The 23,501-nt window shown below is 68.9% G+C and carries 20 protein-coding genes and 1 tRNA gene; 8 read left to right on the plus strand and 13 right to left on the minus strand.

Features of this window, described 5'->3' with window-relative positions; translation table 11 throughout:
• The first annotated feature begins 101 nt into the window (after window positions 1–101).
• Window positions 102–177, plus strand: a tRNA-Phe gene (locus V5F75_RS12885).
• Window positions 178–566: 389 nt separating this feature from the next.
• Window positions 567–1,601, plus strand: coding sequence for an Lnb N-terminal periplasmic domain-containing protein (locus tag V5F75_RS12890; protein ID WP_394034594.1), 1,035 nt, complete (start codon window positions 567–569; stop codon window positions 1,599–1,601).
• A gap of 116 nt (window positions 1,602–1,717) precedes the next feature.
• On the opposite strand, the gene V5F75_RS12895 is transcribed toward V5F75_RS12890, so the two are convergent.
• Window positions 1,718–3,361: a putative bifunctional diguanylate cyclase/phosphodiesterase gene (locus V5F75_RS12895; RefSeq protein ID WP_394034593.1), complete on the minus strand. Its 1,644-nt coding sequence runs from the start codon at window positions 3,359–3,361 to the stop codon at window positions 1,718–1,720.
• Window positions 3,362–3,982: 621 nt separating this feature from the next.
• Between V5F75_RS12895 and V5F75_RS12900 the strand changes: the two genes are divergently transcribed.
• Window positions 3,983–5,401, plus strand: coding sequence for a mannose-1-phosphate guanylyltransferase/mannose-6-phosphate isomerase (locus tag V5F75_RS12900; RefSeq protein WP_394034592.1), 1,419 nt, complete (start codon window positions 3,983–3,985; stop codon window positions 5,399–5,401).
• A gap of 32 nt (window positions 5,402–5,433) precedes the next feature.
• Here the strand turns inward: V5F75_RS12900 and V5F75_RS12905 are convergent, their stop codons facing one another.
• From V5F75_RS12905 to V5F75_RS12935, 7 genes are all read right to left on the minus strand, one after another.
• Entirely contained in the window at window positions 5,434–6,111 is a 678-nt protein-coding gene (locus V5F75_RS12905) for a GntR family transcriptional regulator (RefSeq protein WP_394034591.1), read from the minus strand.
• 77 nt (window positions 6,112–6,188) lie between these two features.
• Entirely contained in the window at window positions 6,189–6,875 is a 687-nt protein-coding gene (locus tag V5F75_RS12910) for a DUF2848 domain-containing protein (protein WP_394034590.1), read from the minus strand.
• 92 nt (window positions 6,876–6,967) lie between these two features.
• The gene (locus V5F75_RS12915) at window positions 6,968–8,137 is read right to left on the minus strand and encodes an ABC transporter substrate-binding protein (protein WP_394034589.1); all 1,170 of its coding nucleotides are present in this window, start codon (window positions 8,135–8,137) and stop codon (window positions 6,968–6,970) included.
• Window positions 8,138–8,181: 44 nt separating this feature from the next.
• Window positions 8,182–8,910, minus strand: coding sequence for an ABC transporter ATP-binding protein (locus V5F75_RS12920; protein ID WP_394034588.1), 729 nt, complete (start codon window positions 8,908–8,910; stop codon window positions 8,182–8,184).
• A 1-nt stretch (window position 8,911) separates the two neighbouring features.
• Complete coding sequence (locus tag V5F75_RS12925; protein ID WP_394034587.1) at window positions 8,912–9,670, minus strand: ABC transporter ATP-binding protein; 759 nt, start codon at window positions 9,668–9,670, stop codon at window positions 8,912–8,914.
• On the minus strand, window positions 9,667–10,521 hold the full coding sequence (locus V5F75_RS12930; RefSeq protein WP_394034586.1) for a branched-chain amino acid ABC transporter permease: 855 nt from the start codon (window positions 10,519–10,521) through the stop codon (window positions 9,667–9,669). Before V5F75_RS12930 ends, V5F75_RS12925 begins: the two co-directional genes overlap by 4 nt.
• The gene (locus V5F75_RS12935) at window positions 10,521–11,393 is read right to left on the minus strand and encodes a branched-chain amino acid ABC transporter permease (RefSeq protein ID WP_393988499.1); all 873 of its coding nucleotides are present in this window, start codon (window positions 11,391–11,393) and stop codon (window positions 10,521–10,523) included. The genes V5F75_RS12930 and V5F75_RS12935 overlap by 1 nt, the downstream gene beginning before the upstream one ends.
• A gap of 502 nt (window positions 11,394–11,895) precedes the next feature.
• Here V5F75_RS12935 and V5F75_RS12940 point away from each other — a divergent pair.
• From V5F75_RS12940 to V5F75_RS12960, 5 genes are all read left to right on the plus strand, one after another.
• Window positions 11,896–12,798: a TauD/TfdA dioxygenase family protein gene (locus V5F75_RS12940; RefSeq protein ID WP_394034585.1), complete on the plus strand. Its 903-nt coding sequence runs from the start codon at window positions 11,896–11,898 to the stop codon at window positions 12,796–12,798.
• Window positions 12,799–12,859: 61 nt separating this feature from the next.
• Window positions 12,860–13,921 carry an ABC transporter substrate-binding protein gene (locus V5F75_RS12945; RefSeq protein WP_394034584.1) on the plus strand — a complete coding sequence of 354 codons (1,062 nt, stop codon included), beginning with the start codon at window positions 12,860–12,862 and terminating at the stop codon, window positions 13,919–13,921.
• A gap of 10 nt (window positions 13,922–13,931) precedes the next feature.
• Window positions 13,932–14,762 carry an ABC transporter permease gene (locus tag V5F75_RS12950; RefSeq protein ID WP_394034583.1) on the plus strand — a complete coding sequence of 277 codons (831 nt, stop codon included), beginning with the start codon at window positions 13,932–13,934 and terminating at the stop codon, window positions 14,760–14,762.
• Complete coding sequence (locus V5F75_RS12955) at window positions 14,759–15,517, plus strand: ABC transporter permease (RefSeq protein ID WP_394034582.1); 759 nt, start codon at window positions 14,759–14,761, stop codon at window positions 15,515–15,517. Before V5F75_RS12950 ends, V5F75_RS12955 begins: the two co-directional genes overlap by 4 nt.
• 12 nt (window positions 15,518–15,529) lie before the next feature.
• Window positions 15,530–16,282 carry an ABC transporter ATP-binding protein gene (locus V5F75_RS12960; RefSeq protein WP_394034581.1) on the plus strand — a complete coding sequence of 251 codons (753 nt, stop codon included), beginning with the start codon at window positions 15,530–15,532 and terminating at the stop codon, window positions 16,280–16,282.
• Between the two features lie 219 nt (window positions 16,283–16,501).
• Here the strand turns inward: V5F75_RS12960 and V5F75_RS12965 are convergent, their stop codons facing one another.
• The 5 genes from V5F75_RS12965 to V5F75_RS12985 are packed head-to-tail and all read right to left on the minus strand — an operon-like array spanning window position 16,502 to window position 23,409.
• A complete protein-coding gene (locus tag V5F75_RS12965; protein ID WP_394034580.1) occupies window positions 16,502–18,652 on the minus strand; it encodes a 3'-5' exonuclease in 2,151 nt (716 codons plus the stop codon).
• On the minus strand, window positions 18,649–19,077 hold the full coding sequence (locus V5F75_RS12970; protein ID WP_394034579.1) for a response regulator transcription factor: 429 nt from the start codon (window positions 19,075–19,077) through the stop codon (window positions 18,649–18,651). The genes V5F75_RS12965 and V5F75_RS12970 overlap by 4 nt, the downstream gene beginning before the upstream one ends.
• Window positions 19,074–21,791 carry an ATP-binding protein gene (locus tag V5F75_RS12975; protein ID WP_394034578.1) on the minus strand — a complete coding sequence of 906 codons (2,718 nt, stop codon included), beginning with the start codon at window positions 21,789–21,791 and terminating at the stop codon, window positions 19,074–19,076. Before V5F75_RS12975 ends, V5F75_RS12970 begins: the two co-directional genes overlap by 4 nt.
• The gene (locus tag V5F75_RS12980) at window positions 21,788–22,024 is read right to left on the minus strand and encodes a hypothetical protein (RefSeq protein ID WP_394034577.1); all 237 of its coding nucleotides are present in this window, start codon (window positions 22,022–22,024) and stop codon (window positions 21,788–21,790) included. The genes V5F75_RS12975 and V5F75_RS12980 overlap by 4 nt, the downstream gene beginning before the upstream one ends.
• Window positions 22,021–23,409 carry a DUF294 nucleotidyltransferase-like domain-containing protein gene (locus V5F75_RS12985; RefSeq protein ID WP_394034576.1) on the minus strand — a complete coding sequence of 463 codons (1,389 nt, stop codon included), beginning with the start codon at window positions 23,407–23,409 and terminating at the stop codon, window positions 22,021–22,023. Before V5F75_RS12985 ends, V5F75_RS12980 begins: the two co-directional genes overlap by 4 nt.
• Window positions 23,410–23,501: the final 92 nt, after the last annotated feature.

Genomic DNA, 23,501 nt, shown 5'->3' on the forward strand with positions numbered 1-23,501 from the left:
TGTCCACAGGAAGGATGATGCCGGCAAAGGGGGCACTGGACACGCGGCTGAGGGCCCAGTATAGACAGCCACCTCGCCAGGGCGCTTCGGCCCCCGGCGGCGCCCAGGTAGCTCAGTTGGTAGAGCATGCGACTGAAAATCGCAGTGTCGGTGGTTCGATTCCGCCCCTGGGCACCATTTCCTCATTAAAATCACTGCGTTGTTCCCGCTGGCAAGCTCCATGGCTGCTGAGTAACCCGCGGTTTGGTCTGGCTTTGCGGGCTGGATCTGTGTGACCACCACCCCCCTGCTTGCCACATTTTCGCCCTCGCCTCAGCGGGTTGTTCGCGCCAAAAGCGTCGTTGATGGTGGCGCGCGGTGAATCTCGCCGAAGCGGTGGATGACGAGAGTTCATTGGCACCAATCGGGCTGCGCACGGAAAACGCGGGTGAATCGCCCATGCGGGGATGCGCTGAAAAAGCGGGATGACTGGCGATTGGTCGCGTCGACCGGGGCGTTCGGAAGGCGTGAGTGCTGTATAGCGGGCACGAAGCAGCTTTGCGGAAGGCCTGGCGATGATGATGAGGTTGACGGGCGCGCTCCGGCGCACCCTTGCCGTCGTGGCGGGCGTCCTGGTCGTCGCCTTCGGCCTCTATCTCGGCCTCGCCATCCACTACTGGATTCCATGGCCCGCCACGCTCCGGCAGGCCGGGAGCATCCTTTTCCCGCTCCTCGTCTGTGGCCTGTGGTTCATTCCCGGTCCACGGCGATGGGTTCGCAGGGGCGTCGCCTTTTCGGCAATCGTCGTCCTTTTCGCGGCGTTTCTCATGAAGGAGCCGGTGCAGCAGGACTGGATTGCCCTCCAGGCCCACAATCCCACGGCGGAGTTTGATGGCGACATGGTCACCATCCGCAATTTCCGCGATGCGCTTCACCGGCCGGGCGAGCCCTCCGTGCCGCGCTGGACCACGGCCACTTTCGACTTTTCGACGCTCTCCGGGGCCGATCTCATCATCCAGCCGTTCGGCGACATGCAGGCCTTGGCCCATGTCATGCTGTCCTTCAACTTCGCAGACGGGCGGCACGTGGTGGTGTCCATTGAGGCACGGCAGGCCAAGGGCGGCAGCTTCGACGCGCTCGCCGGCTTTTTCCGTCGGGATCCGATCTATCCCGAGATCGGCACCGAGAGGGACCTCATCTGGAACCGCTTCGCGCGCACGCCGCCCGATGAGGTGCAGATCTTTCCCATCCGTGCCAGTACGGCTGCGGTCAGGCTGTATTTCGAGCGTGTTCTCAGCTTCATCAACCGCGTGGATGCGCGGCCGATCTTCTATTCCACCTTGCGCGAGAGCTGCATGACCACGCTCATGAACCTCGCGCCGGAAAGCTTCGCGGCGGTGCCCTGGCACGACGTCCGCAGATGGATCCCCGGCTATTCCCTGAGCCTGTTCCAGCAGCTTGGGCTTGTCGACGACGGCTTGGCCCCCGAGGAGATGGCGCGGCGCTACCGACTGCGCGACGGCGTGCGATCGCCGGAGAATTTCCCTTCCGATGCGGCTTGGAGCGCCTACCTGCGCTCGGAAATCCGGCTTGGCGGAATCGCGCGGGATATGCAGCGCTAACCGGCGAGCGTCGCCTGTCCGGCCTGGAGCATGGCGGCAGACGGCGGCGGGCAGGGGGGAAGGGCGGCCTCAGAGCGTTTCCGAGCGAAGTGGAAGCCGGTTCGCGTAAAGAGGACCTAGAGCACGCCGCGGCTTTTCAGGAAGCGCGGAACGTCTTGCGCCTTCATGGGCTTGGCGAAGTAGTAGCCCTGGCCGATATCGCAGCCGATGGAACTGAGATAATCGGCTTCCGCGGCCTCTTCTATGCCCTCGGCTGTGGTGGCGATGCCGAGGCTGCTGCTCAGCGCCAGGATGCCGGAAATCAGCTTCTTCGAGTTCATGTCGATGTCCATGGATCGGACGAACGACTTGTCGATCTTCAGCTTGGTCACAGGGAACATGCGCAGGTTCTGCAGGCTGGAGTAGCCGGTGCCGAAATCGTCGAGCGCGATGTCGATGCCCGCGGCGCGGAAGCGCGCCAGGATCGCGTTGGCGGTCTTGTCGTCGTCCACCAGCGCGGTTTCGGTGATCTCGATCTCCAGGCGGTAGGGCGGAAAGCCGGAGCTCCTCAGCGTGTAGAGGATCTGGTCGGGCAGCGCGATATCCTTGAGCTGGATCGGCGACAGGTTCACCGCGATCTTGAGCTGGTCGGGCCATTTCGCGGCGTCGAGGCAGGCCTGCTTCAGGATGGACTGTGTGAGCTGGCCGATGAGGCCGGCATCCTCCGCGATGGACACGAACACCTCGGGCGAGATGAAGCCCTGCATGGGGTGGTTCCAGCGGGCGAGCACCTCGAAGCCCACCACCTGCCCGTCCCTCAGGCGCACCAGCGGCTGGTAGTGGGGAATGATGGAGTTGGTGGCGATGGCGTTGTGCAGGTCGCGCTGGAGCCGCTGGGACTGCTTCAGCTCCCGGTCCATGGCCGGCTCGAAGAAGCGGTAGGTGCCCGGCCTGACCTTGGCGCGGAAGAGGGCGGCTTCCGCCGAGCGCATCACCTCGCCCTCGTCGGTGCCGTTCTCCGGCGTCACCGCGATGCCGATGGTGGCGCCGAGGCGCGCGTCGAGGTTGTTGATCTGGTAGCGCGCGGAGAGCTGGGTGATGATCTGCTGGGCCAACTTGCCGAGCGCCTCCACCGTGCCCGGACGCGGCAGGAAGATGGCGAATTCCTCCCCGCTCATGCGCGAGGCGATGGCATTGGCGGGCAGCAGGGGCTTCAGGCGGTTGGCGATCTCGATCAGCAGGCTGTCGCCAAGCTGGTGGCCATGCCGATCGGTGTTGGCCTTGAACCTCTCGATGTCGATGAGCAGCACGGCGTAGCCGCCGGTTCCCCCCACGCGGGCGAGGCGCTTGCGCATATGCTCGCGCAGCATGCGGCGGCTGGCGAGCCCGGTCAGCGGGTCGTGGCGCGCGAGGGCGTCGGCTTCCTCGCGCGCCTTGATGACGGCGATTCGCGCCTGGTCCAGGCGACGCATCAGGCGGAACAGCATCAGGCCAGGTCCGAGCTGGCTCAATGCGGCGAACGCCACGGCGGTGATGATGAAGCGCCAGCGCGAGGGATCGTCGAAGCGATCGCTTATGAAGATGCCGAGCCGTGGGAGAATGCGCTCCTGGAGCGCGAATTCCCATGATGTGGAGGTGATGCCCATGATCGCCAGCATGGCGGCGAAGGAAACCAGCACGGAAGCCGGCGTGACGAGAGGACGTGTGCTGTTGCCGTTGAAGGCGGCCCTGCGGCGGTTCGTGCCGCGACGTGCCCAGGGGACTTTTTCGTGTTGGGCCACGTGGCAGGCTCCTCGCTCATCACAGAGGTGAATGGAGCATGATCCGGACCTGGGCAAGATGCCGTGGCGGCAGCGCGATGCCCCGAACGTTCACATTTTTTTTCGACGTGGCAGGTGGATAGGGAATGAGCAAGGCAAATCCGTGAAACTCGGCCTTCTGCGCCGCATGGATGGGGTGTCGAATGCAAACAGCGGGCATCCAGGCGCACTCCTTCATCCCCAGGCTTTCCGGGCAGCGGTTTCCGTCGTCGTGCCGTCGCCGATTGTCCCCTCGCAATTGAATTGTTCATAGCAATAAAACAAGTTGCATGAAGCGGGCTGTCGACCCGCTCAGGTTGAGGGGGAGGGTTCTGAGCCCTTCGCCAGTCTGGAAAATCCGCATCCCGCATATGTTGCGCGCCCCTCCAACGGGAGGATTCATCCGCGGCAGGGGGGCGAATGCAAGTCGCCTTGCACCATCCCGCTCGTGAGAGGGTTGATCGTTCCTGAGGTTGCCCGCGCCGTGCGCACGTTTGCACCGAGGCGTGGAGGCGGACTAAAAGCGGGTGTGCAACCGCCTCGGCAGCCCTCGTTAAACGGGGTTGCACGCGGGCGGGTGTGTATTGCCGTGTGTGAGGCGTGATGGTGGATCCTTTGATCGTCCCGATCGTGCTGGCCGGCGGCGCCGGGACGCGTCTTTGGCCCTTGTCGCGCGAAACCATGCCCAAGCAGTTCATCGGCCTGCTGGAGGGTGGCCTGTCGACCTTCCAGGCCACGCTGCTGCGGGTGAGGGATCCGCGCTTCGCCCCGCCGGTGGTGGTCACCAGCTATGCATTCCGCTTCATCGTGGCGGAGCAGATGCAGCAGGCGGGGGTCTTGGGGCAGATCGTGCTGGAGCCCGAGCGGCGGGACAGTGCGGCGGCGGTGGCGGTGGGCGCGCTGCTGGCGGCCGGGCGCGGGCCGCAGGCCATCGGCCTCGCCCTGGCGGCCGACCACGTGGTGCGCGATGCGGAGACCTTCCGCGCGGATTGCGCGCGGGCGGCGGCCGGCGCCGCCGAGGGGTTCATCATGACCTTCGGCATCGCGCCCGCTCATCCGGCAACCGGATATGGCTACATCGAGAAGGGCGAGCCGGCGGGTGCGCCCGGCGCCTTCCGGCTCGCGCGCTTCGTGGAGAAGCCGGACGTGGCGACGGCGCAGGACTATTGCGCGCGCGGCTTCCTGTGGAACAGCGGCAACTTCATGTTTCCGGCCTCGCTCATGCTCGATGAGCTGCGGGCCTGGGCGCCGCAGGTGCTGGAGGGCGCGCGCGCCGCGCTCGCGGCGGCGCAGGCGGATCTCGACTTCCTGCGGCTCGATCAGGAGGGCTTCGCCCGGGCGCCGCGCATCTCCATCGACTATGCGGTGATGGAGCACACCCGCCACGCGGGCGTGCTCGCGGCGCGGTTCGACTGGTCGGATGTCGGCGCCTGGGATGCCATCCATGCGCTGAAGGCCAAGGATGGCGACGGCAATGTTCTCGAAGGCAATGTGGTGGCGCTGGCGAGCCGGGGGGCGCTGGTGCGCTCGGAGGATATCCTCACCACCGTCATCGGCCTCGACGACGTGGTGGTGGTGACCACGCGGGACGCGGTGCTTGTGACGAGCCGCGCCGCGGCGGGGCAGGTGAAGGGGCTGGTGGAAACCCTGAGGCAGCGCAGCCACCGGGAAGCGCAGGAGCACCTGCGCATCTACCGGCCGTGGGGGTGGTATGAGCGGATCGAGGGCGGGCCTCGGTTCCAGGTCAAGCAGATCCATGTGAAACCGGGTGGAAAGCTGAGCCTGCAGAAGCATTTTCACCGGGCGGAGCACTGGATCGTGGTGTCGGGCACCGCGGAGGTGACGGTGGACGGCACCGTTTCCCACATCCACGAGAACGAGTCGGCCTACCTGCCGGTGGGGTCCGTGCACCGCCTGAGCAATCCGGGGCGTATCCCCTTGAAGCTGATCGAGGTGCAGGTCGGCAGCTATACGGGGGAGGACGACATCGTCCGCTTCGACGACGTCTACGCGCGCGGCTGAGCGCGCGGCCCTCCGGACGGAAGGGGTCACCGCTAAAGCTGGCGGTTGAGATTGTCCGCGAAGGAGCGGATGTGGGCGCGCACCGCGGCTTCGGCGGCGTCGGGATCGCGCGAGCGCAGGGCCTCCACGATGGCGGCGTGCTCCACCACCACCCGCTGGTGGTGCTCCGGCGCCCGGAGGGAGACGAACCAGACCCGCTGCGCCCGCTCGTGAAGATTCTTTAGGATGTCCGCCAGCACCGGGTTTCCGGCTGCCGAGGAGATGATGGCGTGGAACTCGCGGTCGAGAGCCATCAGCTCGGCCACGTCGCGCGCGGCCGCGGCCTCCACGCCCAGCGCCACATTGGTGGCGAGGGCGGCGAGGTGGCCCGGCTCCGCGCGTTCCGCGGCGAGGCGGGCGCAGAAGCACTCGTTGATGAGGCGCACTTCCACCATGTCGTGCACTTCATCGTGGGAGATGGGGCGCACCACGATGCCCTTGCGGGGCAGCACCTCGACGAGGCCGTCGCGCATGAGCCGGTCGAAGGCCTGGCGCACCGGCGTGCGGCCGATGCCGAGGGTGGCGGAGACGGCCGCCTCGCTCAGCACCTCGCCGGGGCGGAAGGCGCACATGATGATGCGCGCCTTGATGAGCTCATAGGCTTCGTCACGCAGGGAGCGGGCCGGGGCGACCGTCGCGTCGGCCGCCGCCGGGACCTCCGGCGTGTCCATTGCCCAATCCGTTCGCATGGTCGTTCCGCCCTTGAAGGCGCGGCCGCCGCGTGGGCGGCCGTCGCAGTTGATGTTCGTTACCCTGCTACCGGAAGGGTCACCACGTCATAGCCATGGCGGATGGTGCGTCCCAGCACCGGGTCCACCAGCTCGTACTCGAAGCGTTCCGCCGGGCGGATGCCGCCGTGGGCGGCGAGGGTGCCGCAATACATCACCGCGCCATCGGCGAAGGGCGCGCCATAGCCGGCGAGGATGTCGGCGGGGGGCAGCATGGCCGCCACCGTGCCCTCCTGGTACAGTTCCTTCTTGCCGTCGAAGACGGCGTAGGAGCGCAGGATGAGGTCGTCCCAGTGGGGCGCCACCTCGTCCAGGGCCCACAGCTCGGGGGCCATGGGCTTGTCGCACATCTGCTTGGAAACCGTGATGTTGTAGGTTTCCACCTTGCGGTCCGTGTGGTCAGAGCCGACGCCCAGGTAATAGCGCCCTTCAGCCGCCACGATCACGAACTCCACCTCGCCGGAAGACTCGCCACCCGTGCACTCGATGGCCTCCGCGCCGGTGAGCCGCGCTGCGCCGACCCGGTAGTAGATGGGGGTCGAGGCCGGGCGCGGCACGCCCAGGGCTTCGAGCTCGACGATGTGCTTTTCCAGCGCGGCCTTGTCGCGGCCGGTCCAGCCGGCGATGACGGCGGTGCGGATCAGCAGCGTTTCCTCGTAGCTGCGGCCGTCGGCGTGGATGGTGAAGGTGAGGGCGGTGCCCGACATCAGGGTTCCTCGAACAGGTCTTGCGGTAGGGAAGGGTGCCGGCGCCCCAGGTCAGGGCAGAATGGGGCGCCGGCTTTACGTGGAAGCCGAGGTCAGTTCGGCATCCGCGTGTCGAGCAGGGTCCACTTGCCGTCCTTCACCTCGAGCACGTAGACCGGCTTCACGGCATCGCCGTCGGTGAAGGAGATGGAGCCCTCCATGGCGGGGTAGTCCTTGAGCTTCGACAGCTGGTCGCGGATGGCGGCCCGCTCCTCGGCGCGCTTGGCCTTGTCGCCGGTGACGCCGGCCTTCTTCATGGCCTCGGCATAGAGGTAGACGATGTCATAGACAGAGGCGTCCATCTGGTTGGGGTCCGTGCGCAGGCCGGCGGCCTTGGTGCGCTTGGCGAACTCCTGGGTGAAGGCCTTGGTCTTGTCGTTGGCGTCGGCGAAGAAGGTGGTGCCGATGGTCAGGGTCTCGCCGGCGCCGTCCATGCGCTTGGGCAGCTCGGGATCGGCCATGTTGGTGCCGCCGATGATGCGGGTGGAGACGCCCTGGCGCTTCAGCTCCTTGGCGAGGTTGATGGCGCCCTCGGGCGGGGAGCCGAGGCCGACGATGTCCGGGCTGATCTGCTTGAGCTGCGCCACCTGGGGCGAGAGATCGAAGGCGGCGAGCTGGAAGTCCACCGAGCCCTTCAGGGGGATGGAGTACTTCTCGAACATCTTGGGCACCACCGCGGTGCCGATGGACTTGGAGACCACGTCGTCGGTGGCGTAGGCCGCCGCGCCCGAGGCCATGGGCAGCTTCTTGTCCTTGATGGCGCCCAGCACCTGGTCGATCACCTTGCCTTCGTCGGTGGTGTTCCGGAAGCCGAAGGTGAAGCCCTTGGTGAGGCCGGGGGCGGAGGAGGCCATGGACATCTGCGAGATGCCCTCGCGCTCGCCCACCGGGAAGGTGGTGCGCACCTCGGAGGAGGAGAACGGGCCGATCACGGCCAGCGCGCCGGCATCCTGCGCGAAGGAGCGCACGGCGGTGGTGGCCTGCTTGGGATCGCCGGCGGTGTCGAACTTCACCACCTTGACCTTCTTGCCGTTGATGCCGCCCTTGGCGTTGATCTCCTCGACCGCCATGTCCACGGCGATCTCATTGGTGTTGGCGAGGCTCACATAGGGGCCGCTCTTCGCCATCATGTAGCCCAGGACCAGATCGTCCTCGGCGCGCGCGCCGGTCGCGGAAATGAGCGCCGCCAGCATGGTGGCGCCCAACAACACCTGCTTCTTCATGTCCCAACTCCTCTGAACGGATTTCTTGTCTTGTTTCAGTGTGCTCACGCGCTCTCGGCTTCACCCGCGCCGAGATAGGCCGCCTGCAGGCGGGGGTCGGAGGCGAGCGCCTTGGGGTCGCCCGCCATGGTCACGCGGCCGAGCTCCAGCACGGTCGCGCTATGGGCCACCGAGAGGGCCTTGCCCGTGTTCTGCTCCACCAGCAGCACCGCGAGGCCGTCGTGGTTCAGCTCGACGATCAGCTCGAACAGCTTCTGCACGAACAGGGGCGAGAGGCCGAGGGAGGGCTCGTCGAGCATCATCAAGCGGGGCTTCGCCATCATGGCGCGGCCGATGGCCAGCATCTGCTGCTCGCCGCCGGAGAGGCAGGAGGCCAGCATGTTCCGCCGCTCCGCGAGGTTCGGGAAGCGGGCGTAGATGGAATCCATCTCGCGGGTGATGGCGGTGGCGTCGCGGCGCATGTGGGCGCCGAGCCTCAAATTCTCCTCCACCGTGAGGGAGATGAGGATGCGCCGGCCTTCCGGCACCAGCACCAGCCCCTCGGCGATACGCCGGTGGGGGGCGGCGCGGCTCATGTCCGTGTCGGCGAAGGTGATGCCGCCGGACTTCAGCGGCACCGCTCCGAGGATGGCCTTGAGCAGGGTGCTCTTGCCGGCCCCGTTGGCCCCGAGCACGGTGACGATCTCGCCTTCCCTCACCTGCAGCGACACGTCCTGGAGGGCGTTCACGCGGCCGTAGGAGACGGAGATTCCGGAAACGTCGAGGAGCGCCATGTCACGCCTCCTCCGAGCCGATGTAGGCCTCGCGCACCTTGGCGTTCTGGCGCACCTGGGAGAGCGGGCCCTCGGCGATCTTCTCGCCGAAATTCAGCACCACCACGTTCTGGCAGATGCTGTCCACGAAGTGCATGTCGTGCTCCACCACCAGGAGGGTGATGCCCTTGGCCATCAGGGCCTTGAGGTGATCGCGCAGGGCGTTGGTCTCCGACGGGTTGAGGCCGGCGGCGGGCTCGTCCAGCATCAGCACGCTGGCGCCGGCGAGCGTCGCGCGCACGAGGTCGATGCGCTTCTTCACGCCGTAGGGCAGGGCGCCCACCGTCTCGTCCGCCCATTCGGCGAGGCCGCTCTCGGCCAGGGCCTCGCGGGCTTGCACCTTCCAGCGGTGGTTGGGGAACAGGCGGTAGGGGGTGAGCAGCGCGCCGAGGGAGGCGTTGCGCACGTGCTGGCCCACCAGCATGTTCTCCAGCACCGTCAGGTGCGACATGAGGCGGATGTTCTGGAACGAGCGGGCGATGCCGGTGGCGATGCGCCGGCGCGAGGGCATGTGGGTGATGTCCATGCCGTTGGCGGTGATGCTGCCGGCATCGACGCCGTAGACGCCGCTCACAAGGTTGAACACCGTGGTCTTGCCCGCCCCGTTGGGGCCGATGAGGGCGGTGGTGACGCCCTTCGGCACCTCGAAGGAGAGGTCGCGGATGGCCTTGACCCCGGCGAAGGACTTGTTGAGCCCCTGGATGGAGAGGGCGGCGGTCATCGGGCGGCCTCCGCGTTCGGAGCGTCGGTCTTGCGCCGGCCGATGCGCAGCAGGGAGGTGGTGACCAGCCCCTGGGGCCGCATGGCCATGAACACGATGATGAACACCGCGAACAGCGCGTAGCGCCATTGGTCGGAGGCGCGCAGCAGCTCCGGCGCCAGGGTGAAGAAGGCCGCGCCCACCAGCGGGCCCCACACCGTCTGCGTGCCGCCGAACAGCACGTAGAGCACCGTGAAGACCGAGAGCAGCACGTTGAAATGCTGGGCTTCCACGAAATTGTAGTGGTGGGCGTAGAAGGCGCCGCCGAAGCCCGCCACCGCCGCGCCCAGGGCGAACGCCGCCACCTGGATGCCGCGCACCGAGACGCCCAGGAGATCCGCCACCGTGGGGTCGCTCTTCACCGCCGTGAGGTAGAGCGCGAAGCGGGTGCGGGAGAGGTAGAGCATCAGCACCACCACGCCGGCGGCGGCCAGGAACACGCCGTTCGGCGCCACATAATCGGTCACCGGATAGCCGGCGGCGCCGCCCACCACCTCAAGGTTCAGGAACACCGCCGAGATGACTTGCCCCAGGGCGAAGGTGGCCATGGCGAGATAGATGCCGTGGGTGCGCAGCACCGGGATGCCGATGAGAAGCCCGGTGAGGCCCGCAAGGCCCGCCCCCACGGGAATGGCCGCCCACATGGACCACTGGTATTCATTGGTCAGGAAGGCCGAGGCATAGGCGCCGATGGCCATGAAGCCGGCGATGCCCAGGTTGAGCTGCCCCGCGGCCAGCGGCAGGTACACCGCATAGGCCGCCATGACATTGAAGGCGAGGACGACGAGGACGCCGGTGAGATAGCCGCTCATCACAGCTTCTCCCGGGTGGCGGGGCGGCCGATGAGGCCCTGGGGACGGACGATGAGGATCAAGAGCAGAAGCCCATAGACGGTGATGTTGACCACGTCGGCGCCGATGAAGCTGATGGAGAGCACCTCCGCGAGGCCGATGAGCAGGCCGCCCAGCACCGCGCCCCAGATGGAGCCCATGCCGCCGACGATCATGGCCGCGACCCCCTTGAAGCCGACGCCCTCGCCCATGAAGGGCGAAACCTGCTGGTAGTTGACCGCGAACAGCAGCCCCGCCACCGCCGCCAGCAGCGCGGAGGCGATGAACAGCAGCGGCACGAGCCGGCCCGTATCCACGCCCATGAGCACGGCGGTGTCGCGATTCTCCGCCACGGTGCGGATGCAGCGGCCGGTGGAGGTGGAGGACAGGAACCAGGAGAGCCACAGCACCAGCAGCACCGAGAGCACGAGCGAGCCGAGCTGCGCGATGCCGATGACCAGGCCGCCGAAGCGGAAGTTGAGGTCCGGCACCAGCGCCGGGAACGCCTGCTGGTCCGAGCCGAAGTAGATCAGCATCAGGTTTTCCAGCAGCACCAGGAAGCCGAGGGAGGAGACCAGCGGCACCTCCGGATCGCCCCCTTGCATGGGCCGGTAGGCGAAGCGCTCCACCAGCAGCGACACCAGCGCGGCGGCCGCGAGGGCGGCGGCGAAGGCGAACACCGTGGGCCAGCCCAGCTTGATGAAGCCGTAGGCCACCATGCCGCCCAGCATGAACAGGCCGGGCAGGGAGAAGTTCAGGAAGTTGAGCACACCGATGGCCAAGGTGAAGGCCACCGCCATCAGCATGTAGATGGCCCCGAGCATGAGGCCGTTGACGATCTGCTGAGCGAGCATGGGTCCCCGCAGGAGGCGTGCGTTTGACGCACAGGACACGCAGGGCGCCGCTGCCGGCGCCGGATGCGCAAGGGTGGCCCGGAAGCCTCGAAGGGGCCTTTTGGTGGCCCGAACTCGGCTTCGGAATTAGGTAATAGACAAAGCTAAATTCACTTCGGCTTCAAGCTGAAATTTCAGGCGTATTTCAGAATAGTCTCAGTTGTGTGGCGGTGTCGAGTGGGGTCGTCATATTATTGGTATATAACGATAATATTCGATTTCAGGGTCTTTTTCCCCGCCGCGGCTGGCGCGCGGATTGGCTAAAAGGCAGGCACGCTGACCTAATATGATGCGCCGTTGGTCGCCTGCGGTGGGGGCCTTTCGGGGCGGCGGCGTGGAAGGGACGCGCCAGGTCTCCATCGCGCGGACCCCTCGCCGGCAACCGATTTTAAATTGACAAAAACAATCGAGTTTATAGCATTAGTTCTGCAACTGCCTGCCCAGCACATCAGGGAAGCTGTCCATGAGCGATCATTCGGTACTCAACCTGCGACCCCTCGGCGGCCGGATCGGCGCGGAGGTTTCGGACCTCCGTGTCTCCGGAGATCTTCACCCCGCGACCGTCAAGGCGATCCATGCCGCCATCCTGAAGTACAAGGTGGTGTTCTTCCGGGGGCAGGACCATCTGGACGATCCGGCGCAGGAGGCCTTTGCCAAGCTGTTCGGCGACCTCAACGAGCACCCCACCATTCCCTCCAGGGACGGCACCGAGGCCATCCTGGAGGTGGCGGCTGAGCGCGGCGAGGTGGCGAGCCACTGGCATGCCGACTTCACTTTCGTGGATCGCTTTCCCCAGCTCACCTTCCTGCGCCCGGTGGTGCTGCCGAGCCACGGCGGCGACACCCTGTGGGGCAACACCGAGGCCGCCTATGACGAGCTGCCTGATTCCCTGAAGGCGCTGGCGGAGCAGCTCTGGACCCTGCACACCAACGACTACGACTACGTGAGCGACCGCCCGGTCCGCGAAAACGGCAAGATCCGCCACGGCGAGGTCTTCACCCGCAAGGTGTTCGAGACCGAGCAGCCGCTGGTGGCGGTGCATCCGCACACGGGGAAGAAGGTGCTTATCGTCGGCAACTTCATCCAGCGCATCATCGGCTACCGTTCGCCGGATTCCCACGACCTGCTCCAGATCTTCCAGCGCCACGCCACCAGCCCGGAGAACACCCTGCGCTGGTCCTGGAAGCTGGGCGACATCGCGGTGTGGGACAACCGCGCCACCGTCCACCGCGCGGTGGACGACTTCGACCGCGAGCCGCGGACCCTGCGACGCTCCACCGTGGTGGGCGAGCCGGCCGTGAGCGTCGACGGGCGCCGTGCCTCCACCCGCATCGTGGGTGAGAAGCCGAAAGCCATCGTCGCCTGAGCCGCCAGCGGCCCGGGCGTTCCCCGCCGCCCGGGCCGCGCTTTCATCCGGAGCGCTCCCCATGTCCCTCATCGCCCGCGCCGCAGTGCTGCTGCTCGCCCTTCTTCTTCCCGCCGCCGCCTTCGCCGAGCCGGTGACCATTCGCATCGGCTTCGCCGAGGTGGGCATCGGCGGCCGCCAGTTCGGCACCCAGGGCGGTGCCAGCGTCGCCCACGCCCGCAAGCTCCTGGAAAAGGAGCTGGAGGGCGACGACGTCACCGTGCAATGGGTGTTCTTTCGGGGGGCCGGCCCGGCCGTGAACGAGGCCATCGCCGCCCGCCAGCTCGATTTCGCGCTCCAGGGCGACCTGCCCGCCATCGTCGGCCGGGCCAACGGGCTCAAGACCAAGCTGCTCATGGGCTCGGGCGTGCGCAACAATATCTATCTCGCCGTGCGGCCGGATGCGCCCATCTCCGGCATCGACGACCTGAAGGGCCGCAAGGTCGCCCAGTTCCGCGGCACCAACCTCCAGCTCGCGGCCGATCGGGTGCTCGCCGCCCATCACCTCACCGAGCGCGACATCCGCTTCCTCTCCATGGACTTCGAGGCGGCGATCGCGGCGCTTCGCTCCGGCGACATCGACGCCACCTTCGGCCAGGCGGACCTGTTCGCCCTTCAGGACCAGGGCCTTGCCAAGGTGGTCTATTCCACCCGCGGCGACGACCCCACCTTTACCCGCCACAGCCATGTGCTCGTCACCGAGGCGTTCGAGCAGGCCCACCCCGAGCTGGTGCAGCGCGTGGTGAATACCTTCGTGAAGGCGGCCGACTGGGCGAGCGACGAGAAGAACCGCAAGGAGCTGTTCGAGATCTGGTCGCTCAGCGGCCGTCCCGTCGCCGCCTTCGAGCACGACTACGAAGGCCAGACGCTCGCGTATCGCCAGAGCCCGCTGATCGATCCGTTCCTGGTCGAGGCCTATGCCTCCAAGATCCAGCAGGCCAAGGACTACCGCCTGCTGCGGGGTGATGTCTCGGTCGAGGGCTGGTTCGAGCCGAAATACCTCAACGTGGCCCTGAAGCAGCTCGGCCTGGAGAAGCGCTGGCCCCCCCTCGACGCGGCCGGCAAGCCGGTCGCCACTAACTGAGGCGCGGGCCATGACCTCCACCACATCCGCCGCAGACCTGCCGCTGCCCGCCGCTGCGGTGGTCCGGCCCCGCCGCCTTTTCCTGCCGCGCGCCCGCGTTCTGGTGCCGGCGCTGCAGGGGCTGGCCTTGCCCCTTGGCCTCCTCGCCCTTTGGGCGCTCGCCTCCGGCCAGGGCTGGCTGCCGGCGCAGATCCTGCCCGGTCCGCGCGCGGTGCTCGAGGCCTTCCGCGAGCTTTCCGCCACGGGCGAGCTCGGGGAGCATGTGCGCGCCACCCTGGGGCGGGTGGCGCTGGGCTTCGCCCTGGGCGGCGCGGTGGGGCTGCTCCTCGGCGTCGCCATGGGCGTGTCGCGCACCGTGTCGCAGCTCATCGAGCCGGTGTTCGTCTGGTTCGCCCAGGTGCCGCCCATCGCGCTTGCGCCGCTGCTCATCCTGCTGGTGGGTATCGATGAGATGCTGAAGGTGCTCATCGTCGCCAAGGCGGCCATGATCCCGCTCGCCGTCAACACGGCGGAGGGCGTGCGCAACGTCCCGCCACACTGGCGGGAGGTGGGGCGCGTGTTCGGTTTCTCGCCGTCGCGCACGGTCTTCGGCCTGGTGCTGCCGGCGGCGCTGCCCACGGTGTTCGCTGGCGTGCGCACCGGCCTCACCCATGCCTGGCTGGCGCTGGTGGCGGTGGAGCTCATCGCCTCCACCGAGGGGCTCGGCTACCTCATGGTGTGGGGGCGCCAGCTGTTCCAGATCGAGTTCGTGCTGGTGTCGGTGGTGGTCATCGGCGTGGTCGGCTTCGCTCTGGACCGGGGGCTGCGCCTCGTGGAGGCCCGCATCGGGGCCTGGCGATGACGGCCGGCCTCGCGCGGGGCGCGCTGCGCCTGAGCCTGCTGCCGCTGGCGCTGCTGGCCTTCTGGCAGGCCGCGAGCGCGGCCGGCTGGACCGACCTGAGGGAGCTACCGGCCCCCGCCACCGTGCTCGCCCGCGCCCTGGGCGAATGGCGCAGCGGCGTGCTGCCCGAGGCGCTGCTCGCTTCCCTGGGGCGGGACCTCGCGGGCTTCGCGCTGGGTGCGGCGGCGGGCATCCCGCTCGGCCTCGCGCTCGGCCTGTCGCCGCTGTTCGGGCGACTGGTGGGGCCCACCTTCGATTCCTTCAAGCAGATCGCCATCTTTGCCTGGATCCCCCTGTTCGGCCTCTGGTTCGGCATGGGCGAGGGGGCCAAGGTGGCTTTCATCGCCACCGCCGCCTTCGTGCCCGTCACGGTGAATGCCTGGGCTGGTGCGCGCGCCCTGCCGAAGACGCTGGAGGAGGCCGCCGCCGTGCTGCGCTTCTCCCCCTGGCAGCGGCTGGTGTGGGCGCGGCTGCCGGCGGCGCTGCCGGATATCGTCGCGGGGCTCAGGGTGGGGCTCATCAACGCCTGGCTCGCCACCGTCGGCGCCGAATACTTCATGAGCGTGGCGCCCGGCCTCGGCTCCGTGCTCATCACGGGGCGGGACCTCTACGCCATGGATCTGGTGCTCGTGGGGATGGCGGTGCTGGGCCTCACGGGGGTGGCGCTCGATGCCGCCGCGAGCCGGCTCGGCGCCCTTCTCATCCGCTGGCAGTGACGGGAGCAGCCCATGGCCGCGACGGCCCTCGAGATCCGCAACCTCAGCAAGACCTATGTGGTGAACGGCGCGCCGCTGCCGGTGCTCGCGGGCATCAGCCTCGATGTGGCGCCGGGCGAGTTCGTCTCGGTGGTGGGCGCCTCGGGCTGCGGCAAGTCCACGCTGCTGCGCCTCATCGTGGGGTTGGAGAGCGAGCACGAGGGGCACCTCGGCTTCGCCGGGCGGGCCATCCGCGGGCCGGGGCCCGAGCGGGCCATCGTGTTCCAGGAGCATCGCCTGTTCCCCTGGCTCACGGCGGCGCAGAACGTGGAGGCGGGCCTTGCGCGCTCGGACCTCGGCAAGGCGGAGCGGCGGCGCATCGCCTCCGAGCATCTGGCGCTCGTCGGCCTCTCCAAGTTCGCGCAGGCGCTGCCGAAGCAGCTCTCCGGCGGCATGGCGCAGCGCGTCGCCATCGCCCGCGCCCTGGTGAGCCGGCCCGGCCTGCTGCTGCTCGACGAGCCCTTCGGCGCGCTCGACGCCCTCACCCGCAGCCACCTGCAGCGCGAGGTGCTGCGCATCGTGCGGCAGGAGGGCCTTTCCGCCATCATCGTCACCCACGATGTGGATGAGGCCATCCTGCTGGGCGACCGGGTGGTGGTGATGCAGCCCCACCCCGGCCGTATCGCGGAGATCATCGACATCCCCGAGGGGCCGGTGCGCGAGCCCGGCACCGCCGAGGCCGTGGCCCTGCGCAAGCGCATCCTGCACCGCCTGGGCGAGGACTGAGGCCATCGGCTCCGGTCTTCGGTCGGGCTTGGTGGGGAGTGAGTGCCGTGTGGCCGGCTGAAGATTTATACAGCGGGACAAGAAAAATTGTCGTCGCTATTGGCCTGATCCGGCGATCAGCGCACCATTTTTCGGGCCTCTATTCGCGCGGAATAGGTGAGTAAAGCGCTCCAGATTGGATCCGGATGAAGATCGCGTCAGGCTTCCGCTGAAAGCGCCCTAATACTTCAGCCGGGCGTAATAAGAGTCCTCCGAGGCCGCGCGGGCTTCGCCGAGGGTGCGGATGCCCTGCTGGCGGAGCAGGGGCAGCAGCTTCAGGAACACCTGCGCGCACACCATGGCGTCGCCCAGCGCCGTGTGGCGGCCCGAGATGGCGACGCCGAGCCGCGCCGCGATCGCCTCCAGGCTCTGCGCCTCCGCATGGGGGTGGACGATGGAGGCGAGCAGCAGCGTGTCGAGCACCGGCTGGTCGAAGACGAGGCCGGTGGCCGCCTCCTTCAGCTTCAGGAAGCGCAGGTCGAACGCCACATTGTGGCCCACCAGCACCGTATCGGAGACGAAGGCGTGGAAGGCCGGCAGCGCTTCCGAGATGGTGGGCTGGCCGCGCACCATGGCCGGGCGGATGCCGTGGATGGCGATGCCCGCCTCGGGGATGGAGCGGCGCGGGTCCACCAGCTGGTCGAGGCACTCGGCCCGCAGCAGCTTGCCGTTGACGATGCGGGTGGCGCCGATCTGGATGATCTCGTCGCCGCCGGCCGGGTCGAGCCCGGTGGTCTCGGTGTCGAACACCGTGAAGCTCAGTTCCTCCAGCGGGCGGTGGTCGCGCTCGTGGTGGGCATCGGCGGCGGCGAAGAGGTCGAAGTCGTAATATTCCGGCCGGCTCTCGCCCGCGTGCGGGAGCGCATCCGCGCCGCCGACGGCGCAGGGCAGCAGGAAACGGAACGCGGCGCGCGCCTCGTTGCCGCGCGCGTGCTCCAGCCACACCTCGCCGCCGTGGCGCTCCGCCACATCGCGCACGCTGAGGGCTCCGCCGGCGCTCCCGTCCATGGAGCAGGACTGCCAGCCGGCGCCGATGGCCGCGCTGCCCGCGAAGGCGAGATCGAGATGGGCGTGCCCGTCCGCGCGCGCGAGGCGCAGCTCCAGGGCCGGCGCCGCGCGCCCCTCGGCCGCGCGCCGCGCCAGGAAGGCGAGGGCGGCGATGAGGGCGAAGCTGTCCACGCTCAGCCACAGGTCGGCATCCACCGCATCGGCGCGCACGGCCTGTCCGGTCTCAGCCTCGATGCGGTGGGCGGCGGCGGCGACGAGATCGGCGCCCAGCATGTCCTGGAGCGGCCAGCGGGTGCGGTGGGCGCCGGAGGCCTCGGCCGCGAGGGCGGTGATGCGCGCGCCCAGGGCCGCCACCTCCTCCCGCACCACGCCCTGGAAGCGCTCGCGGTCGGCGGTGTCGAGGTCGGGATAGTCCAGCATGTCGAGCGCCGCCTGGATGCTGGCGAGGCCGGCGCGGCTGGTCTCGGTGAGGGCGAGCCACTGGCGGTCGGTGCTGGCCTCGGCCTCGTATTCGTCGGTGATGTCGTCGAGCAGCAGCACGAAGCCGGTGGCCGGCGCGCCTTCCGCCGCGCCGCGCACGGGCGCGAGGCTCACGCGCAGCAGGTGGCCGGAGGGCGTGTGGGTGACGAAGCGCGCGCCCGGCGCCGGCTCGCCGCGCACGAGGTGCCGCTCCATGCTCTCTCGGGCGTGGTCGATGAGGGCCTTGTCCACCACCTGGTGGATGGAGCGCCCGAGGCCGATCAGCTCCGCCCCCGCCGCCCCGCCGGGCGCACGGGAGATGCGACGGCACAGGGCGCGGGCGCGGGCGTTGTAGAGCAGGATGCGGCCTTCGAGATTGCAGACCACCACGCTCTGCTGCAGCTCGGCCACCAGGGCACCGAGCTGGTCGCGCTGCTGGGCCACGGCGCGGCTCGCGTTCTCCACCAGGCGGGCCATCTCCTGCCGGAGGGTGCCGCGCTCCAGGGCAAGGGCGTTCAGCGCGGCGGCCAGCGCCTGGCTGGAGGCGGGGCCGAGGGCGGGCAGCGGCGGGGCCTCCGCGTCACTCACCAGCACGCGCGCGCCTTCGGCGAGGCGGGCGGGGCCGGCCACGTGACGCGCGTGGAGCTTCTGCACCACCCAGGCGGCGCCGGCGGCGGCCACCAGCCACCAGAACAGCACCAGCATGCCGCGGGTTTCCACCAACGGGCCCAGGGCGGCCGAGAGCGCCGCCGCTTCAGGGCCATCGAGGGTGGCGTAGAAGCCGGCCGCGCCCAGCGCCAGCCACAGCGCCAGGGCGAGCCCCGGCGCCAGCATGGCGGCGGCCAGCGACCGGTCGAGGCTCATTCGGCGGCGTCCCGCGCCATCATCTCCTTCACCGTCTGCACCAGATCGCGGGTGGAGAACGGCTTGGTGACATAGGCGTCCGCCCCCGCGCCGACGCCGCGGGCCTTGTCGGTCTCGCGGCCCTTGGCGGTGAGCATCACGATGCGGGTCTCGCGGGTGTCCTCGTCGGAGCGCACGGCCTCGCATACATCGAAGCCGGTCATGCCGGGCATGGAGGCATCCAGCAGCACGAGGCGCGGGTGCTCGCGGCGGATCGTCTCCAGCGCGCCGATGCCGTCGCGCGCCACCAGTACGTCGAAGCCCTCGCGCTTCATCATGAATTCCAGCGATACCACGATGTTCGGCTCATCGTCGGCGATGAGGACCTTGTCTCCCGCCCGGCTGCTGGCGATCCCGTTCACGTGTTCGTGCTGCTGTTCGTTCATGGCGTTCTTCCTCCCGGCTGGAGGGGCAGTCTGAACGCGAAGGTCGCGCCGCCGCCCGGTTCTGACACCAGCCACATGGCTCCACCCAGATGATCCACGATCTGGCGGCTGATCGGAAGCCCCAGTCCCGTGCCCGAGGGCCGGGAAAGGGCATCGCCGCCCTGGCGGAACTTCTCGAATATGGTGTGCCGCTCCGCTTCCGGCACCCCCGGCCCGTTGTCCTTCACCTCCACGATCAGGGAATCGTCCGCGCGGTGCAGGGTCACGTCCACCCGGCCGGCGCCCTCGGGCACGAACTTGGCGGCGTTGGAGAGCAGGTTCACCAGCACCTGCATCAGCCGGTCGGCATCGGCCCGCACCGTGGGGACGCGCTCCGGCAGGTGCGTCGCGACACGGGCGCCGCGGGCATGGAACAGCTCGGAGGTGGCCTTCACGGCATCCCGCACCAAAGCGGCGAGGTCCACGTCCTGCGCCTGCCAGTCGGCGAGGCCGGACTCCATCTTGGCGAGGTCCAGCACCTGGTTGACGAGGCGCCCCAGCCGCTCGCTCTCGGCGACGATGATGCGCAGGAAGTCGGCGCGCTGGGCCTCCTCCATGTCCGGGGTGTCGAGCATCAGCTCGGAGAAGGCGCGGATGGAGGTGAGCGGCGTGCGCAGCTCGTGGGTGACGGACGAGACGAAATCGTCCTTGAGCTGGTCCAGGGTCTTGAGCTGCGCGTTGGCGGCCTTCAGCTCGGCGCTCGCGGCCTCCAGCTTTTCGGCGTAGACGCGCACCTTGGAGGCTTCGTCGAGGATCTGGAGCACATCCTCCATGTCGAGCGGCTCCTCCTCCACCACCGAGGCCACCAGCACCCGCGCCGAGGCGCTACCCACGGCGCCGGCAAGGGTCCGTTCCACACGGCCCACGAGAGAGGCATCCGCCTTCAGGGTATGGATGTCGCGGGCACCGGTTTCCGCCGCATGGGCCTCGAACACCGCGCGGGCGTGCTCGGGGCCCAGCAGCCGGGCCGTGAGCGCCATCAAGTCGTCGAGCCGCGCGGCGCCGCGCCAGAACACGGGCGCGCCGGCGCCGGGGTGGCGGGCGAAGGCATCCACGAACAGCAGGGCCTGGGTCGCCTCCGCCCCCTGGGGCGCGCGCCGCAGCGAGAGGCCCACGTAAAGCCCGGTGTTGACGAGCAGGCTCCAGAACAGGGCGTGGGTGAGCGGGTCGAGCCCGCCGAAGCCGAACAGCCGCTCGGGCGCCAGCAGCGCCATGCCGAGCGGCCCCTCGCGCACGAACGCCTCGGAGATCCAGCCCGATTTCGCCACCGAGGGCAGCATGAGCGTGTAGGCCCACACCAGGAAGCCGGCGGCGAGGCCCGCGAGCGCGCCGATGCGCGTGCCGCCGCGCCAGTACATGCCGCCGAGCAGGGCGGGGGCGAACTGGGCCACCGCCGCGAAGCTGATGAGGCCGATGGAGACCAGCGCATAGGCCTCCCCCGCCACCTGGAAATAGAAATAGCCGAGCAGCAGCACGCCGATGATGGCGGCCCGGCGGATGTTGAGCAGCAGGGCCGTGAGATCCCCGCCCGCGCGGGCGGCGAAGCCGGGCCGGCGCAGCAGGGCGGGCATGACGAGATCGTTGCACACCATGGTCGAGACCGCGATCGTCTCCACGATCAGCATGCCGGTGGCGGCCGAAAGCCCGCCCACATAGGCGATGAGCGCCAGCACCGGCGCGCCATGGGCGAGCGGCAGGGAGAGCACGAAGGTGTCGGCGTCCACGCCGCCGGGGCCGAACAGCACGAGCCCGCCCAGCGCGATCGGCAGCACGAAGAGATTGATGGCGAGGAGGTAGGCCGGGAACACCCACGCCGCGCGCTTCACGTGCCGCTCGTCGGTGCACTCCACAACCATGATCTGGAACTGCCGCGGCAGCAGCAGTGCGGAAAGCATGGAGAGGATGGTGAGCGCGAACCACTGCGTGTAGTCGAACGGCGCATCGGCACCGGGATGGAACAGGGCGGCGAGCTCCGGCAGTGCCTGCGCCCGCGCCCAGATGTCCGCCATGCCGCTGAAGAGGCCGTAGGTGACGAACAGGCCTACCGCCAGGAACGCCAGCAGCTTCACCACGGATTCGAAGGCGATGGCGGCCACCATGCCCTCGTGCCGCTCCGCGCTGTCGAGGTGGCGGGTGCCGAACAGGATGGTGAACAGGGCGAGCGCCAGGGTGACGGCGAGCGTGCCGTCGCGCCACCAGGGCGAGGCGGCGGCCGGGGCCGCCCCGGCGCCGTGGGTGAGGACGTGATAGCCCGCCGAGACCGCCTTCAGCTGCAAGGCGATGTAGGGAACGATGCCGACCACGGTGATGAGCGTGACCAACGCCGCCAGCGCCGGGCTCTTGCCGTAGCGGCTGGCGATGAAATCGGCGATGGAGGTGATGCGGTGGGCGTGGGCGATGCGGATCATCTTGCGCACGACGATCCACGCGAGGAACATCGCCAGCATGGGCCCGAGATAGATGGGCAGGAACCAGATGCCCCCCGCCGCCGCCCGCCCGACGCTGCCGAAATAGGTCCAGGCGGTGCAGTAGACCGCCAGCGACATGGCGTAGACCCAGGCATTCGAGATCATCGAGCGCCCGCGCGCGGCCGATCTGTCCGCCGCCGCCGCGATGGTGAACAGGAGCGCGAGGTAGCCGATGGAGACCGCGAGGACGAGGGGCGCGGAGATCATGGCGCGCCATCCCCGCCACGCCGCCGCTCGCTCACGCGCGCGAGCAGAGCGATCAGCGCGGCCCAGATCACGAACAGCGCCACCGGCAGCAGCGGCAGGCCGAGCACGGTGACGGGCACGTTCCACACCGCGAGCAGCGGAAAGTTGAACAGCAGCATTCCCGCCGCGAACAGGGCCAGCAGCACCGCCGGCCGCGGGCCGTCGTCGCCGGGCCTGTCGTTTCCCCCGGTCACAGCAGGTCGAACCGGTAGTGGCGCGCGAGCCACTGCTTGAAGGCGCGCACGATGGCGAGGGAATCCTTCAGCGCCTGCCGGTCCAGGGTGCCAAGCTCGCTCAAGGGCAGGGTGTTGCCCGGCGCGCGGCCGGCGGCGCGCTGGCGCAGGTTGCTCGAGAGCTTCAGGCCCATGAGGCAATGGAGCGCGTCGGCGAGGTCTCGTCCCAGGCCTGCGTCGAGCCGGCCGTCGTCCACCAGCGCCTTGATGCGCGCCGCCGTGGAGAGGGGCCGCACCCGGTATTCGAGCGCCAGCGCCCGTACGCCGTGGACGATGGGGAAGATGCCGAGCTTCTTCAGGTCGATCTCGGCCGCCGCCCGGCCCCGCAGGCCCGGCAGCCGCGACCACCACGCCTCGCCGTCGCCGAACTGCTCCACCGCACGCGCGAAGCGGGAAAAATAGGCCGCGTCGTCCTGGAGCAGGAAGTCGAGATGCGCGCGAGCCTCTTCCATGAGCGCGCCGTCGCCCGCCACCACCGCCGCGTCGAGGAAGATGGCGAGGTTCATGGGCCCGTCGGCCGCGCCGGCGAACAGCCAGCGCTTCAGCGTGTCCTTGAAGGCGGCGAGCGGCTGGCACCAGAGCGGCCGGCTCAGCATGATGCCGCCGGGGCAGGGGGGGTAGCCGAAGGTGATGAGGGCGGCGGTGAACGCCTCCGTCACCGCCGTCAGCCCCTCGAAGGCGAAGCCGTCGCGCAGGATGAGGGCGTTGTCCTGGTCGGTCTTGATGAGCTGCTCGCCGCGCCCCTCGGAGCCCATCACCAGCAGGCAGGAATTCTCGCGCAGAGCCGGCGGCGCCAGCAGCTCCCACAGGCGATGGAACAGGCGGCGGTTCAGTTCGCCCACCAGCTCCCCGATCACCTCCACGCGTACGCCGTCGTCCTGGAGGTCGGCGATCAGCTCGTCGATCTGCCGGGCGGCGATGCGCAGCTCGTCCACATCGGCGGCTTCGGTGATTTCGAGGGCGATGAGGTGGGAGTGGCTGGCCACGAAGGCCATGAGGTCGATCTGGCTGAGCAGGCCGACGATGTCCTGCCCCTCCCGCACCACCACGCGGTGGATGCGGTGGCGCAGCATCAGCAGCATGGCGCCGTAGAGCTCATCGTCGATGGAGACGGAGAACGGCTCGAAGGTCGCGATCTCGCGCACCGGCAGCAGGTGGGGCGGGGTCTCGCGCAGCAGCGCGTCGCGCAGATTGGTGGTGGTGAAGACGCCGATGCGGGCGCCGTCGCGCACCAGGGCATCGGTGAGGCCCCTCTCGGAGAGGGCGCGGCAGAGGCTGACGAGATCGGTGCCGCCGTCCACGAAGAAGGGCTTGCGCACATAGGCGTCGCGCACGCGCGAGGCCATGACGGAAACGAACTCCCGGCGCTCGCGGCGCCGGGAGCGGACCCGCCCGTTTCGGGGCGGGTCGAGGGGAGATGGTGCCCCGACGGGGAGGG

Origin of the sequence: Xanthobacter albus (assembly GCF_043194895.2) — a bacterium.
Lineage (GTDB): Bacteria > Pseudomonadota > Alphaproteobacteria > Rhizobiales > Xanthobacteraceae > Xanthobacter.